This is a genomic window from Marinobacter sp. F4216 (genome assembly GCF_019931195.1).
Taxonomy (GTDB): domain Bacteria; phylum Pseudomonadota; class Gammaproteobacteria; order Pseudomonadales; family Oleiphilaceae; genus Marinobacter; species Marinobacter suaedae.
In genome coordinates this window covers 128,796-142,252 of record NZ_JAIOUO010000008.1, presented here as the reverse complement: position 1 = coordinate 142,252, position 13,457 = coordinate 128,796, and the positions used below count along the sequence as shown (strand labels likewise).

14 protein-coding genes are annotated in these 13,457 nt (G+C 58.8%); all 14 read left to right on the top strand.

The window, feature by feature from the left end; all coding sequences use genetic code 11:
* The first annotated feature begins 1 nt into the window (after position 1).
* A complete protein-coding gene (locus K8I84_RS15660; RefSeq protein ID WP_223795718.1) occupies positions 2–349 on the top strand; it encodes a hypothetical protein in 348 nt (115 codons plus the stop codon).
* Positions 346–2,073 carry a pilus (MSHA type) biogenesis protein MshL gene (gene mshL, locus K8I84_RS15655; protein ID WP_223795717.1) on the top strand — a complete coding sequence of 576 codons (1,728 nt, stop codon included), beginning with the start codon at positions 346–348 and terminating at the stop codon, positions 2,071–2,073. Before K8I84_RS15660 ends, mshL begins: the two co-directional genes overlap by 4 nt.
* A gap of 2 nt (positions 2,074–2,075) precedes the next feature.
* Positions 2,076–2,915 (top strand): ExeA family protein, encoded by an 840-nt coding sequence (locus K8I84_RS15650; RefSeq protein WP_223795716.1) that lies wholly within the window; start codon positions 2,076–2,078, stop codon positions 2,913–2,915.
* Complete coding sequence (locus tag K8I84_RS15645) at positions 2,912–4,033, top strand: tetratricopeptide repeat protein (RefSeq protein ID WP_223795715.1); 1,122 nt, start codon at positions 2,912–2,914, stop codon at positions 4,031–4,033. Before K8I84_RS15650 ends, K8I84_RS15645 begins: the two co-directional genes overlap by 4 nt.
* Before the next feature lie 2 nt (positions 4,034–4,035).
* A complete protein-coding gene (locus tag K8I84_RS15640; RefSeq protein WP_223795714.1) occupies positions 4,036–5,805 on the top strand; it encodes a GspE/PulE family protein in 1,770 nt (589 codons plus the stop codon).
* Entirely contained in the window at positions 5,805–7,034 is a 1,230-nt protein-coding gene (locus K8I84_RS15635) for a type II secretion system F family protein (protein WP_223795713.1), read from the top strand. Before K8I84_RS15640 ends, K8I84_RS15635 begins: the two co-directional genes overlap by 1 nt.
* Before the next feature lie 6 nt (positions 7,035–7,040).
* The gene (locus tag K8I84_RS15630; RefSeq protein WP_223795712.1) at positions 7,041–7,613 is read left to right on the top strand and encodes a hypothetical protein; all 573 of its coding nucleotides are present in this window, start codon (positions 7,041–7,043) and stop codon (positions 7,611–7,613) included.
* Between the two features lie 31 nt (positions 7,614–7,644).
* Complete coding sequence (locus K8I84_RS15625; protein ID WP_223795711.1) at positions 7,645–8,160, top strand: prepilin-type N-terminal cleavage/methylation domain-containing protein; 516 nt, start codon at positions 7,645–7,647, stop codon at positions 8,158–8,160.
* A gap of 38 nt (positions 8,161–8,198) precedes the next feature.
* On the top strand, positions 8,199–8,639 hold the full coding sequence (locus K8I84_RS17030) for a type II secretion system protein (protein WP_317848224.1): 441 nt from the start codon (positions 8,199–8,201) through the stop codon (positions 8,637–8,639).
* A 28-nt stretch (positions 8,640–8,667) separates the two neighbouring features.
* Entirely contained in the window at positions 8,668–9,123 is a 456-nt protein-coding gene (locus tag K8I84_RS15615; protein ID WP_223795710.1) for a Tfp pilus assembly protein FimT/FimU, read from the top strand.
* Positions 9,120–9,608, top strand: coding sequence for a prepilin-type N-terminal cleavage/methylation domain-containing protein (locus K8I84_RS15610; protein ID WP_223795709.1), 489 nt, complete (start codon positions 9,120–9,122; stop codon positions 9,606–9,608). Before K8I84_RS15615 ends, K8I84_RS15610 begins: the two co-directional genes overlap by 4 nt.
* Entirely contained in the window at positions 9,608–10,393 is a 786-nt protein-coding gene (locus tag K8I84_RS15605) for a Tfp pilus assembly protein FimT/FimU (RefSeq protein ID WP_223795708.1), read from the top strand. Before K8I84_RS15610 ends, K8I84_RS15605 begins: the two co-directional genes overlap by 1 nt.
* Positions 10,383–10,796, top strand: coding sequence for a hypothetical protein (locus K8I84_RS15600; RefSeq protein ID WP_223795707.1), 414 nt, complete (start codon positions 10,383–10,385; stop codon positions 10,794–10,796). The genes K8I84_RS15605 and K8I84_RS15600 overlap by 11 nt, the downstream gene beginning before the upstream one ends.
* A gap of 173 nt (positions 10,797–10,969) precedes the next feature.
* Positions 10,970–13,423 (top strand): DUF6701 domain-containing protein, encoded by a 2,454-nt coding sequence (locus K8I84_RS15595; protein WP_223795706.1) that lies wholly within the window; start codon positions 10,970–10,972, stop codon positions 13,421–13,423.
* Positions 13,424–13,457 lie beyond the last annotated feature (34 nt).

Genomic DNA, 13,457 nt, shown 5'->3' with positions numbered 1-13,457 from the left:
GATGAAGCAGTACACGCGTCTTAAATCCGTAGGCCTGATGGCCTCACTTCTGGCCGCGCTCTGGGCCTTTTCCGCGCCGGCGCTGGCGCTTAAGGATCCCACTCGCCCGCCGGGGTTCGGTGGTGCACCGTCAAAGGCCGTGCCCAAGACCAGTCTGGCTGTTCAGTCGATTCTTGTGGGTAATGGTCGCAAGGTGGCGGTGATCAATGGCGAGACCCGGGCGGAAGGACAGTCCTTCGGCAAAATCCGGGTGCGACGGATTCTCCGGGATCGGGTTGAGGTTCTGGACCATGGCCGGCTCCGCACGCTTTATCTGGAGCAGCTTCCGCAGGTGCGGAGGACTCAATGAACCAACAGCAGGCAATCATGACCAATAAGATCAAACCTCTGGCCGTTGCATTGCTGGCGGGCACGCTGGCGGCGTGCAGTAACAACCCACTGATGCGTTCGTCCAACGCGACATCCACCGATGTGGCGACCGCGATAGATGAGACGCTGGCGGCCTCCGAATCTCAGGCTGCTGCCTCAACACCGGCACCGACGACGGCAACGTCAACACTGCCGGCGGATGTCAGTGCCGCTCTGTTGCCGCCGTTATCGCCTAATCAAGAATTGGACGAACGCTTTGATGTCAACGCCCGTGCTATCGCTGCGGGTATTTTCTTCGAGTCGCTGGTGGAAGGTACCCGCTACAATGTGGTGGTTCATCCGGATGTGGATGTGGCCGTTGATCTGCGCCTGCAGGATGTCACCGTGCCAGAGGTGATGGACATTACCGCTGAACTGTACGGCCTGGATATCCAGCGCAGTGGTCGCCTGTTCAAGGTGCAGGCGGATCATATCCAGACCCGGATCTTCCCGATCGATTACCTGCACTTCAAGCGCAAGGGTGGTTCGGAAACGCGCGTGAGTTCCGGGCAGGTCACCAACACCCAGAGCAATGGCAATGGTGATTCGGTGGATAATCGCGGCCGCGCCGGTACCACGCTGGCAGGTACCACGATTTCCACCGAAACCGAGTCCAACTTCTGGGCGGATATCCGCGACGCGGTTTCCATGATCGTTGGTACCCGCGACAGCCGGCAGGTGATCGTGAACCCGGGTGCCGGCCTGGTGATGGTTCGTGCTGGCGGTGAGGAGTTGAGGCTGGTGGAGGAATACCTGCGCCGCACCGAGCTGATCATGCAGCGCCAGGTGGTACTGGAAGCCAAGATCCTGGAGATCATCCTCGACGAAGGCTACCAGCAAGGCATCAACTGGTCCGATTTGCAGAGTGGCAGCAGCATTGTGGCCTCTGACGGGCTGCCCGCAGACTTTACCGCCCAGGCGCTGGCCGGGCAGGCGATCCGGACTTCCGACATTGGCGGCCTGTTTTCTGCCAGCGTTCGCGCCGGCGATTTCTCCGCGCTGATCCAGCTGCTGGGTGAGCAGGGCAATGTCCAGATCTTGTCCAGCCCGCGAATTTCCACTGTCAACAACCAGAAGGCCGTGATCAAGGTGGGCACCGACGAGTTCTTCGTGACCGATATCGACTTCGACGACGACAACTCCACGTTAACCGGTTCCGACAGTACCTCTACCTCGGTGGAGCTCACGCCGTTTTTCTCCGGCATTTCCCTGGACGTGACCCCGCAGATTTCCGACAGCGGCAGCATTACCCTGCACGTTCACCCGTCGGTGAGTGAAGTGAACGATCAGGAAAAGGTCATCACTATCGGAGAGCGGGATGTAACCCTGCCGCTGGCCATCAGTACCGTGCGGGAGACCGACAGCGTGATCCGCGCCGAGAGCGGGCAGATTGTGGTGATCGGTGGCCTCATCCAGAACACCAGTGACGATTCGAATTCCGCCGTGCCCTTCTTCAGCGATATCCCGGTCGTGGGTGAGCTGTTCAAGCAGCGGCGTTTCCAGTCTCGCAAGAGCGAACTGGTGATCCTGCTGCGTCCGGTTGTGGCGTCGGCGGAACAGATGAACGCCGATGTTTCGGCCAGCCGTGAGCGTATGAATGTGCTGAAGGAACTGCTGCAGTCGTCCCAATCCGTGACTCCGAAGCCCGAGCGAGCCGTTCGCTGACGATGTACGAATCCCATTTCGGACTGCAGGAAGCACCGTTCGCATTGACGCCCAACACACGCTACTTCCTGCGTGCCCCCAGCCATGGGGATGCGCTAGAACTGCTGCTGGTGGCGCTGGGCGAACGGGAAGGCTTTATCAAGATTACCGGCGAAGTCGGCACCGGCAAGACACTGTTGTGCCGGCTGTTGCTGAACGAGCTGGAGTCCAAGGCGTATACCGCATACCTGCCGAACCCACACTTGGCACCGGACGCCCTTTATGAAGCGGTGGCCGAGGAGCTGGGTGTGGATGTCTCCCGGTGTGCCAATACCCATCAGGTGCTGAAGGCACTGAATGCCGCCCTGATTGAGCTGGCGATGGAACAGAAGCCTGTGGTTCTGGTGATCGATGAAGCCCAGGCCATGCCGGAAGACACCATCGAAGCGCTCCGGCTGTTGACCAACCTGGAAACCGAGAGCACGCGCCTTCTGCAGGTGGTGCTGTTCGGTCAGCCGGAGCTGGATGCGATGCTGGCAAAAGACAGCCTGCGCCAGTTGCGTCAGCGCATTACCTTCCACTACCGCCTGATGCCCCTGACCCGGGATTCCGTGGCCCAGTATCTGCGCCATCGGTTATCCCAGGCCGGTTATAACGGCCCGGAACTGTTCTCGGCGGGTGCCCTGCGTCTGCTCACCCGGGCTACCGGAGGCATTCCCCGGCTGGTGAACATACTTGCCCACAAATCCATGCTAGCGGCGTGGGGGCAGGGCGACCGGACAATCTCCCGTGGCCATGTATTTCGTGCCATTCGGGACACGGAAAGTGTCCGGCCCCCTGGATTACTGGCGAGGTGGCTATGAGCTTGCTGAATGATGCCCTGCGCGCTGCCGAGCAACGTCAGAATCGCCCCGAGGGTGTGGCCGCCTACACCGGACAGCCCGGTGTGCAGCCTGCTCGCCCGTGGCGTTTGCCCGTGGCGGTGCTGGCGATCGCCGCCGTTGCAGCTGGCGGATACATGCTGCTTGACCGTGAACAAAATGTGCCATCGGGAGTCATGGAGGCTTCACCTGTGGTTGTGCCTCCAGCGCAGGAAAGAGTCGCATCGGATGAGGCAAAAGCCAACGTGGCACCCACGCCTAGGCCGGAGCAAGAAGCGATGGTGGTTTCGGATCAGGTGGTGAGTTCAGAGTCTCCCGCGCAAGCCAGGCCATCGCCCGAGCAAGAGCCAGAGATAGAGGTCGCACGAGTCAAGCCCCCGGTTCCTGCTCGTCGTGAGGTGGCAGCGGCTGATGAGGCTTCTCTTTCAAACGTGAATAAGCCCGAAACGGATGAAACCAAAACACGGGAATCCGCTGTTGCAAGCCAGGATTCTGAGGCTGCGCAGACCACGGTCAAACAGGTTCGCGAAACACCGGAAGCCATTGATCGCAGAGTCAGTCGTGAGCTTGAGCGTCTGCTCCGCGCTGGCGACTCCCGGCAGGCCGAGCAAAAGCTGGTTGAGCTGGCTTCAGGTCAGGCCGCACCTGTGAGCAGGGAGGTGTTTGCCCGCGCCATGCTGTTGCAGCAACAACCGGACCGCGCCCTGCGCTGGTTGAGTGACTCAGAGGTTAGCGCTTACCCCGCTCTCAGGCTGCTTAGGGCAAGGGCTTTGCTGACTACGGGTGACCTTTCCGGCGCGGTAGGTAGCCTGCGCGAGCAGGTGCCGCCGGTGCCAAGCCACATTGAGTACCGCGTCACCCTGGCAACCTTGCTACAGCAAGCCGGTGACAGCGAAGAGGCCGCCCGCCACTGGACAGCGCTGATTTCGGTGGATGACAGTCGCGCCGCCTGGTGGGTTGGGTTGGCCATTGCCCTCGAATCCCGTGGTGAACTGGCCAGCGCCGCCAGAGCTTACGGCCAGGCGGCCCAATTACCGGGGCTCTCGCCCTCGCTGGCGGATTATGTTCGCGAACGGCTAGAAACACTGCAGGCAGGTTAAGTATGACGGAACCGAAAAAGAAAATTCGACTTGGTGACCTGCTGGTTCATAACGATGTCATCAGTGAACAGCAGCTGATGACCGCGTTGCGGGAACAGAAGAACACGGGGCGAAAACTGGGTCGTACCCTGATCGATCTGGGGTACGTAGATGAGGACAATCTGCTCAACATCCTTTCTCGTCAGCTTGAGGTGCCTTTTGTCCAGCTACGGCACTATCGGTTCAACAATGAACTGGTGAAGAAACTGCCCGAGGCCATGGCCCGCCGGTTCCGCAGCATTGTGCTGGACGAACAGGGTGGCGAGCTGCTTATTGGTATGGCCGATCCATTTGATATCTTTGCCTACGATGAGCTGGTACGGATTCTCAAGCAGCCGGTCCGGCAGGCCGTTGTAAGTGAGAGTGAGCTGCTCAATACTCTCGATCTGGTATATCGCCGTACCGATGAAATCGCGTCCCTGGCGGAAGAGTTGGAAGATGAGCTGGGTGACGATGCCTTTGATTTGGCGGACCTGTCGGCGGAATCCGAGAGCGCCGAGGCACCGGTAGTGAAGTTGCTACAGACCCTGTTCGAAGACGCCGTTCAGGCCCGCAGTTCTGATATCCACATCGAACCCGATGAGACTTTGGTGCGGATTCGTCAGCGTGTGGATGGCGTGCTGCAAGAACAGGTGATGAAGGAAAAGAAGGTGAACGCCGCGCTGGTTCTTCGTCTGAAACTGATGGCGGGCCTGAATATTTCCGAGAAGCGTCTGCCACAGGACGGCCGGTTCAATATCCGGGTCAAGGGCCGCAGTATCGACGTGCGGGTGTCCACCATGCCGGTGCAGTATGGTGAGTCCGTCGTTATGCGTCTGCTCGATCAGAGTAAAGGCATGCTGAATCTCGACGGTACCGGTATGCCGGAAAATCTGCTGACACGTTTCCGCCAGATGATTCGTAAGCCCCATGGCATGATTCTGGTCACCGGACCTACCGGTAGCGGCAAGACCACCACCCTGTACGGCGCGCTGAACGAACTCAACCGCCCCGAGGTGAAAATCATTACCGCGGAGGACCCGGTGGAATACCGCCTGCCTCGGATTACCCAGGTTCAGGTCAACCCGAAGATCGGCCTGGAATTCGCCAGTGTCCTGCGGGCGGCACTTCGTCAGGACCCGGACGTGATCCTGGTAGGTGAGATGCGGGACCGTGAAACCGTTGAGATCGGTTTGCGGGCGGCGATGACCGGTCACCTGGTGCTGTCCACCCTGCACACCAACGATTCCATCAGCAGCGCAATGCGCCTGATCGACATGGGTGCCGAACCGTTCCTGGTAGCAAGCTCCCTGCTGGGCGTGGTGGCCCAACGTCTGGTTCGCCGTGTGTGTGACAACTGTGCCGAAGCCTACGAACCGACAGAGCAGGAGCGAATCTGGCTGGACAGCTTCCATCTGAATCCACTGGATCTGGAGGCCGGTTTTGTTAAGGGCCGCGGCTGTTATCAGTGCAGCAACACCGGCTACAGGGGCCGGGTGGGAGTTTACGAGTTGCTGGAAATGAACGAGCCCATGCTCGACGCGCTGCGGCAGAAAGACGTGGCAGCCTTCACCCGCGCAGCACGGCTGGGTGATGTATACCGGCCTCTGGGGCAATGTGCGATGGATTACGCCTTGCGTGGCGTGACCACCCTGGAAGAGGTTGCCCGTGTGGCCGCCACTTCGGAAGCCGACTTTGGCGGTAGTAGAACCAAGACGCTGGCGGATCTGGCGGTGGAAGAAGGTATGGCCTGATGCAGTTCAGTTATCGGGGCAAAGATAATCGCGGTATGACCCAGCAGGGCGCCATCGTGGCGGCCAGCGCGGACGCGGCTGCCACCGAACTGATGCGTCGGGGCATTACGCCCTTGGAAATCGAAGAACATTACGAGAAGGCGTCTGTTGGTAGACGCCTGGGCGGCCTGTCCCTGTTCCGTGACAAGGTCACGCTGGACGAACTGATCGTCTTTTGCCGCCAGATGCATGCGTTGACCAAGGCGGGCATCCCCATCATCCGTACCATGCGGGGATTGGCCGATACGACACGCTCGGAGGCGTTGGCGAAGGTACTGCGGGATGTGACAGGCAGGCTGGAAGGCGGTACCACCATGGCTATCGCCATGCAGGCCCATCCCAGGGTTTTTTCGGAGCTGTTCATTGCCATGATCCACGTGGGTGAGAACACCGGCATGCTGGATGACGCGTTCCGGCGCCTGTCTGAAATCCTTGAGCTGGAGCGGGATACGAGGCGCCGCATGAAGCAGGCCCTGCGTTACCCCTCGTTTGTGGTGGTTGCGCTGCTGGCGGCTCTGATGGTGGTGAATTTCCTGGTGATTCCCAAGTTTTCGGCGGTTTTCGCCAAATTGGGCGCGGATCTACCGTTCCTGACCCAACTGCTGGTAGACACTTCCGGCCTCCTGCTGAACTACTGGTACATCGGCCTCTTTGCTGTGGCCGCCGGCGCGGTTTTGCTGAGGCAATGGAAGCAGACCCCGCAGGGGCGCCTGACCTGGGACCGTTACAAACTTCGGGTACCCATTATTGGCCCGTTGCTGGAGCTGATTACCCTGAGCCGCTTTGCCCGGAACTTCGCCACCATGTTGTCGGCGGGGATGCCAGTGAGCCGCGCACTGACTGTGGTTTCCGATGCCACCGACAATGCCTGGATTTCCTCGCACATCAAGGAAATCCGGGCCGGTATCGAACGGGGTGAGAGTCTCGTGCGTGCTGCACGCCAGAGCCAGATGTTTACACCACTGATCCTGCAGATGATTGCGGTCGGTGAGGAAACCGGCTCGGTGGATGAAATGCTGAATAACGTGGCGGACTTCTATGACGAGGATGTGGATTACGGGTTGAAGCGACTGGCGGAATCCATCGAGCCCATATTGATCGTAGCCATGGGTGTTCTCGTACTGATCCTGGCTCTGGGGGTATTCCTGCCCATCTGGGATCTGGGTGCAGCTGCCATAGGGCGCGGGTAACACCGGGTGAAAGCACTGCCCGCAATCGACCGGTTGGCCTTGATAAGCAAGTTTCGGCTCGGTGTGTCGATGGTGGTGTTGGGGCTTCTGTACTGGTTCTTGCTCGCTGTGCTGGAGCGGGAAGCAGGCAAGGCAGAAGAACAGGCTGCCAACCTGGTGTTTAACCAGTTGAGTGCAGCACTGATGATACGGGGAGCAGAAGCAATGCTGAGCCGGACTGAGACGCTGGAGGGGCTGGTTGGTGCCAATCCGTTCGAGTGGCTCGAGCATTCCTGGCATAACTACGCCGGAGTTTGCCGACAGTGGCCCGAGCCCAGACAGTGGTGCTTTCTGCAACGGGAACAAAAAGAAACAGTTAGCGGTGCGAAAGGATGGTTAATTTATAACCCAGAGCAGCCGATAACGTTGAAAGGACAACAGACACAACCGGGGCAGCTTGTGGTCTGGCAAGTGGCGACTGACTTTGCCGACAGGAACAGCAATGGCCGCCGGGACGCCGGGGAAAGATCCTACGGATTGAAGCTGGCAGAAACCGTGCTCACACGACATGAAACGGCAGGCCTTGAAGCCGTGAACTAAACGCAACAGAAGTAAGGAAAGAGGCTGATCTATGACGCATTACAGTACCGAACAGAGGAACCGCGGTTTCACCCTGATCGAATTGGTGGTGGTTATCGCTATTCTGGCGATTCTGGCAGCGTTCGCCCTGCCACGGTTTGCCCAGCTGTCCCAGCAGGCCCATAACTCAAGTGTCGACGCGGCCACCGGCGCACTGGCTGCGGGGGTGGCACTGGCAAAAACACAGTGGGTGTCAAACGGATTTACTGCAGCGACCACTAACGTGGTTGGCTTTGGGAACGACACCATTGATGTCAGTGGCGATGGCTGGGCAGTCAGTACCACGGGTAATACGGTTCCTGCGCTGATGACTGCGGGCGAGTGTGTCGAGGTATGGAACGGTTTGCTGCAGGCTAACGCTCCTTCGGTGGCTACAGGCGCTGCGAGTACTCCTGATTACCTGGCATCCATTACTGCTGCCGGCTGTTTGTTCACCTATCAGCTGGACGGTCAGGGCACGACCATTTCCTACAACGCTGGCAACGGCGAAGTAACCAATAGTCTTTGAGTCATAACAAACGTCCTGAGGACAAATGGAGAAGTACCATGAAAGCAATGCCAACTAAAAAAGAGCAAGGTTTCACACTCATCGAGCTGGTGATGGTGATTGTTATTCTGGGCATCCTGGCTGCGTTTGCACTGCCGCGGTTTGCGGATTTGGGTGGAAACGCTCGTGCAGCCGTATTTGAAGGTGCGGTGGGCGCTGCTCGCTCAGCCAATGGCATCGTGCACAGTGCCGCTCTGGCCTCGGGTGCAACAGGCGCAACGGGCTCAGTTTCGCTTGAGGGAACACCCATCAACTTGGTGTATGGTTATCCTGCCGTTGCAGACCTTGATGACGCAGCTCAATTCGACGGTGATATTGCCTACGATGCAAGCGCAGGCACCATCACTGTAGGTTCCTGTGTAGCTACCTACACGGAAGCGACTGCAGCTGCAGCTTCTGGTATTGCCATCACCACTGGCCCTGCGTCAGGTGAGTGCTGATAGCTAGAGTTGTTCATCGGGAGTACCAATGAAGCCTCAATTGGTCAAATCCGCAGGCTTCACTGTGATTGAACTGGTGATGGCTATAGTGCTGATTGGTGTGATTTCAGCGCTGGGGATCGGTTTATTCGCAAGTCGATCCGCCTTCTCCCCACTCCTGGCCACCCAGCAACTCGCCTCCGCCACGCTGCTTGCCCAGCAAGCAGCGCTGGCGGGCAACTCCGCCGGTACGCTCACTGTTGAGCAAGCGGCGGAATCCTTTAGGTTTACCGTCGGTGCCGGTTCCCCGGAGGCTCGTGTCTTCAGCGTCGAGCGCGCCGGAACCAGTCTGACTGGTGTCGCGCTTCCCCTGACCCTGTCCTTCAATAGCCTCGGTGAAGTTTCAAGCGGTAGCAGTACTAGTTTGACCTTTGCCGGCGACAGCACTTACCAGACCTGCATCAGTTCCCTGGGAGCAGTCTATTCCGGAGGTTGTCTGCCATGAGGCGCGAACAGGGAGCAACGCTGGTGGAGCTGGTGATCACGATTGTGATTATCAGCATCGCCATTGCCGGCGTAGTGGGCGCGTTTTCTCTCATATCCGGTCGCAGTGCCGATCCGCTGAACGAGACCCGGGCAGTGGCGCTGGCCCAGCTGTATATGGATGAAATCCTCACCCGAAAATACGATGAACAGACCCCTCAGGGGGGCGTTCCCCGCTATAACGGTGCTTGCAGCATCGGATCAGACGGTGCTGAGATCCGGGCCACGTTTGATGACGTGGACGATTACAACGGATTAGTCGATTCACCGCCCTCCAGCGCCCTCAGCAGTCTGAGTGGCTACAGCGGATTCTCCGTTCAGGTGTCGGTGAGCTGTGCCGGTGCCGATGTCGGGCTGCCGGCCTCCGAGGCCAAGCGTATTGACCTTCTGGTGTCTGCCCCCGACAACCGGGATTTCACCTTTTCTGCCTACAGGGCGAATTTCTGATGCGCAGGGCGGAGGGCTTCACGCTCATCGAGCTGATCATGGTGATCGTTCTGCTGTCGATCGTCGCCACGATTTCCTTACGCTTTGTGACGCTGTCGACGCAGGGCGCCATTGATGTGGGTTCGCGCCAGCTGCGTTCGCTGTCCGGTGTTGTTCTCAGTGAACAGGTCAGCCGGGCTCTGCGAGAAGCGTTGCCGGGCTCGGTGCGGATAAACAGTGATGGTTCCTGCATCGAATGGATGCCTTTGCTGGCCGCTTCCAATTATCTCTCCCTGCCCGGTGGTGGAAGTCTGACCTCGTTCGAAGCAGTGCCGCTTGCGGGTGGTGAAACCGCGGCAGGTCGAGTTGTGGTTTACGGCTATGGCAGTGACCTGTATTCAGTGAGCAATCCTGGCCCGGTGTCGCCGGCAGCCACCTTGCCGACGGGCACGTCACCCGTCACCGTGAGCTTTGACGGCGGTGCCAGCCACCGCTTCTCGGGCCAGTCCCCGGCTCGAAAATTCTTTGTGATTGATGAACCGAGAACCCTGTGTCAGCAGGGGCCGTTCCTGTTCCGATATTCAAACTACGGTATCCAGTCCTCCGTGGCGTCGGGGTTGCCAACCGGGGCGCCAAACCGTGAAGTGCTGGCAGCTGGGCTTGTGAGCAATTCCCTGCAATTCGAGGTGGTGCCTCCCACACTGCAGCGTAACGGTGTCGTGGCGTTCACTTTCCAGCTGCAAAGTGAGCAAACCGGCGAGGTGACCACCGTGAGTCAGGAGGTGCAGATTCGTAATGTGCCCTGAGTCTTCCCTGCAAAAGCAGTCTGGTGCCGGTCTGCCGGTGGCGATTTTTGTGATGACAGTGCTGGCCTTGTTGGTGGTGGTCATGGCCCAGCTCCAGCAGGGCAGTGCCGAGGCGGTAAGTCTGCAGATACAGTCCCAGCGGGCGTTGTTCAGTGCTGAAAGCGGTGCTCAGGTCGGCGTGCGTGAGGTACTGGAGGCGAACAGTTGCAGCGGTCTTTCATCACCCAAGGTTTTTTCTTCGACTGGGCTGTCGGGCTGCCAGGCCGAGGTTTCCTGTGAGTCAGTGCTGGCGGATGTGCAGGGCTCGGGGGGAGCTCAGCCGGTGTTCACATTGATTAGTGCCGGCCAATGTGGCGCGGGGCTGGATCAGGCCCGGCGTGTGGTGGAGGTGAAGGTCCGGTGAAAGGCACGCTTCCTGCCATTGTAAGATTCTTTCGTTCGCTGGTGGTTCTCTGCACGGGCGTACTGGCTTCTGCTAACGCCCTTGCAGAGTGTTCTGCCTATTGGGGGCAGGCAACTATTAATGAGGTGCATAAACAATCTGAAGGCCAAACGAATTGGTTTGTCGAATTAAAAATGCTGTCTTTTTCGGCAACCGACAGTTATTCCGATTGGTCGCTGTCGCTGTGCAGTAATGCAGGTTGCAGTGGTGATATACCGTTAAGTGCTGCCACGGCATTGAGCCTTCCCTGGCTGGTGGTCGAAAAAGCGCAGATTGAAAATGGGGACGTCATCAACTTCCAGGCAATGGATATCCTGCTGAAAGATGGTGAGGGCAATACCATTGATTATCTGAGCGTTAATGGATTTGTCGACCAGGAGGATATGAATTGTGAACCGGCTTACAGTTGGCAAGCTTCGGGAGCTCAGACCAGCTCCAAGACCATATCCAGGCGTCCCGATGGCACGGGGGGGTGGCCCACCGAGCCGCCCAAAGGTAATGCGGACAAGCCAACTCAAGGTGGGTCCAACAATAACTCTGGCGGTGGCAATAATCTGGGTGGCTTTGAAGTTCTGGTGCCAGCGACTGGCAGCGTCTGTGCGCCGGTCGAGGTGACCATACGCGCCCTGAATCAGGGCGGAAACTTGCTGGCGGGTTACAGCGGGCAGATTGCTGTGCAGACAAGCTCCGGAAGCGGAAACTGGGCGGCAGGCAGCGCTGACGTACCTGCAGGTGTTTTAGCTCCAAATCCAGACACAGATAACAATGGTGGGGTTACCTACCAGTTCGTACCTGCGGATGGGGGGGCGGTGTCTTTGGCCTTGTCTAACGCAACGGCTGATGAGCTCACTATACAGGTAACAGAATTATCCGGTGTGGAGTCCCAGTCTTCTGCCATCCAGTTTCTGGAGAATGCTTTTCTGGTTGAAAGCTCGGACGTTAATGGACTCGATATTGTGGCTGAGCGCGACCATCAGTTTGTGGTCCGGGCCGTACGTCGCGATCCTGTAAATGGTGAGTGTGGCTCGATTCCGGATTACGAAGGCAGCATCGGGCTCAAAGCCTGGCTGTCCCGTACCGGAGATGACCCCGGCGGAAACGCGCCAGGCCTGAATATCGGAACGAGCACTGCGGGTGTTGCGAATGCGCTGCCCTCGGCGAACAACCTTTCCCTCAACTTTACGGGTGGCGAGGCATCGTTTTCACTGGTGACTTCGGATGTTGGTCAGTACGAGCTTAATCTGCTGGATGACACGTCCGGAATTGTACAGGACGTCATGGGGAGTCCGCTGCCGGTGGCGGGCGTCAGTGATCTCTGGACCGTCCGGCCTGACCGGTTCGAACTGTTCGTATCCGGCAATCCCTCTGCGAGCGATGCTTCCGGGCCGGTATTCCGGGCTGCGGGGGAGGCCTTTGACGTGCAACTGGCGGCGGTTGGTGCAAACGGCACGCCGCTGGCGAGTTACGGGCAGGAAGGTACTCCCCAGGGCGCTGACCTTACCCATACTCTGGTTCAGCCAGTTGGCCCTGGAAGCGAGGTGGGGCTGCTGTCCGGGGCTGGGTTGCTGTCAGGGTCTCTGTTCAGCAATGGCCAGGCGCTTGTCAGTGGCGTGAGCTGGAACGAGGTGGGGATCATAGCGCTGGCCGCGCGCAATGATTCCTACCTTGGTGCTACGCCACCGTTTCAAGGTCTGTCAGCCAACGTAGGGAGATTCATTCCGGACCGGTTTGAATTGTCGGTATCACCAGGGGAACTGGCTCCGTTTTGCAGCACCGGATCGCCGTTTACCTACACCGGGCAGGCCATGAGCTGGAACCTGATGCCGGAAATCACCATTTCGGCGATGGGGCCCGGCACGTACGTCACTCGCAACTACACAGAAACGGGGTTCATGAAGCTGAATGCTTCTGGCGTTAGTCGGACTTCGCCAACGACTGACAATGTCCAGACGGGGCTCTCCGGCGCATTAATACCCGTTACCGCCTCCATTCAAACCGGCATGGTGACAGTCTCCAGTCCCGGACAGGTGTCCTACATCTTCTCCAGTATGGACTCGCTGGTTTACGATAAATCCCCCGATGGCAAAGTCGGGCCGTTTGCTCCGAGTCTGACGCTTACGGTGACGGGCGTCGTCGATAGCGATGGTGTCGTTGCACCTTTGGTGCCAGTCCAGATTACGCCCGGCGCGCCCCTGGAAGTGCGATACGGTCGCTGGCATCTGGAGAATGTCTACGGACCGGAGAATGTCGCTTCGCTGTCGATGCCGTTTCGGGCGGAAGCCTGGAATGGCAGCCGTTTTGTCGAGCACGCCGATGATGGCTGCTCTGCCTGGAGTACGGCAAGCATCAGCGATCCGGAGGTGTACCATACGTTATCCGCCGATGCCGGCACGATTGGCGCTGGCAGCGGCGGCCCACTGACACTACAGCCCAACGGAACCCAGGGTACAGATGCGCTGACCTGGGATGTGCCCGGTTGGCTGGAGGCTGACTGGGATGGCGATGGTGCTCTGGACGATCCGGTCGGTCTGGCGACTTTCGGGGTTTACCGGGGGCACGACCGGGTGATTTTCTGGCAGGAGCGTTAAGGGAAACTGAAAGGCTCCTCCCCGTGTAAAGGGA

Excerpts from the sequence above, each read along its gene's own strand:
- K8I84_RS15660 (WP_223795718.1), top strand. The coding sequence starts at position 2 with ATGAAGCAGTACACGCGTCTTAAATCCGTAGGCCTGATGGCCTCACTT.
- mshL (WP_223795717.1), top strand. The coding sequence starts at position 346 with ATGAACCAACAGCAGGCAATCATGACCAATAAGATCAAACCTCTGGCC.
- K8I84_RS15650 (WP_223795716.1), top strand. The coding sequence starts at position 2,076 with ATGTACGAATCCCATTTCGGACTGCAGGAAGCACCGTTCGCATTGACG.
- K8I84_RS15645 (WP_223795715.1), top strand. The coding sequence starts at position 2,912 with ATGAGCTTGCTGAATGATGCCCTGCGCGCTGCCGAGCAACGTCAGAAT.
- K8I84_RS15640 (WP_223795714.1), top strand. The coding sequence starts at position 4,036 with ATGACGGAACCGAAAAAGAAAATTCGACTTGGTGACCTGCTGGTTCAT.
- K8I84_RS15635 (WP_223795713.1), top strand. The coding sequence starts at position 5,805 with ATGCAGTTCAGTTATCGGGGCAAAGATAATCGCGGTATGACCCAGCAG.
- K8I84_RS15625 (WP_223795711.1), top strand. The coding sequence starts at position 7,645 with ATGACGCATTACAGTACCGAACAGAGGAACCGCGGTTTCACCCTGATC.
- K8I84_RS17030 (WP_317848224.1), top strand. The coding sequence starts at position 8,199 with ATGAAAGCAATGCCAACTAAAAAAGAGCAAGGTTTCACACTCATCGAG.
- K8I84_RS15615 (WP_223795710.1), top strand. The coding sequence starts at position 8,668 with ATGAAGCCTCAATTGGTCAAATCCGCAGGCTTCACTGTGATTGAACTG.
- K8I84_RS15610 (WP_223795709.1), top strand. The coding sequence starts at position 9,120 with ATGAGGCGCGAACAGGGAGCAACGCTGGTGGAGCTGGTGATCACGATT.
- K8I84_RS15605 (WP_223795708.1), top strand. The coding sequence starts at position 9,608 with ATGCGCAGGGCGGAGGGCTTCACGCTCATCGAGCTGATCATGGTGATC.
- K8I84_RS15600 (WP_223795707.1), top strand. The coding sequence starts at position 10,383 with ATGTGCCCTGAGTCTTCCCTGCAAAAGCAGTCTGGTGCCGGTCTGCCG.
- K8I84_RS15595 (WP_223795706.1), top strand. The coding sequence starts at position 10,970 with ATGCTGTCTTTTTCGGCAACCGACAGTTATTCCGATTGGTCGCTGTCG.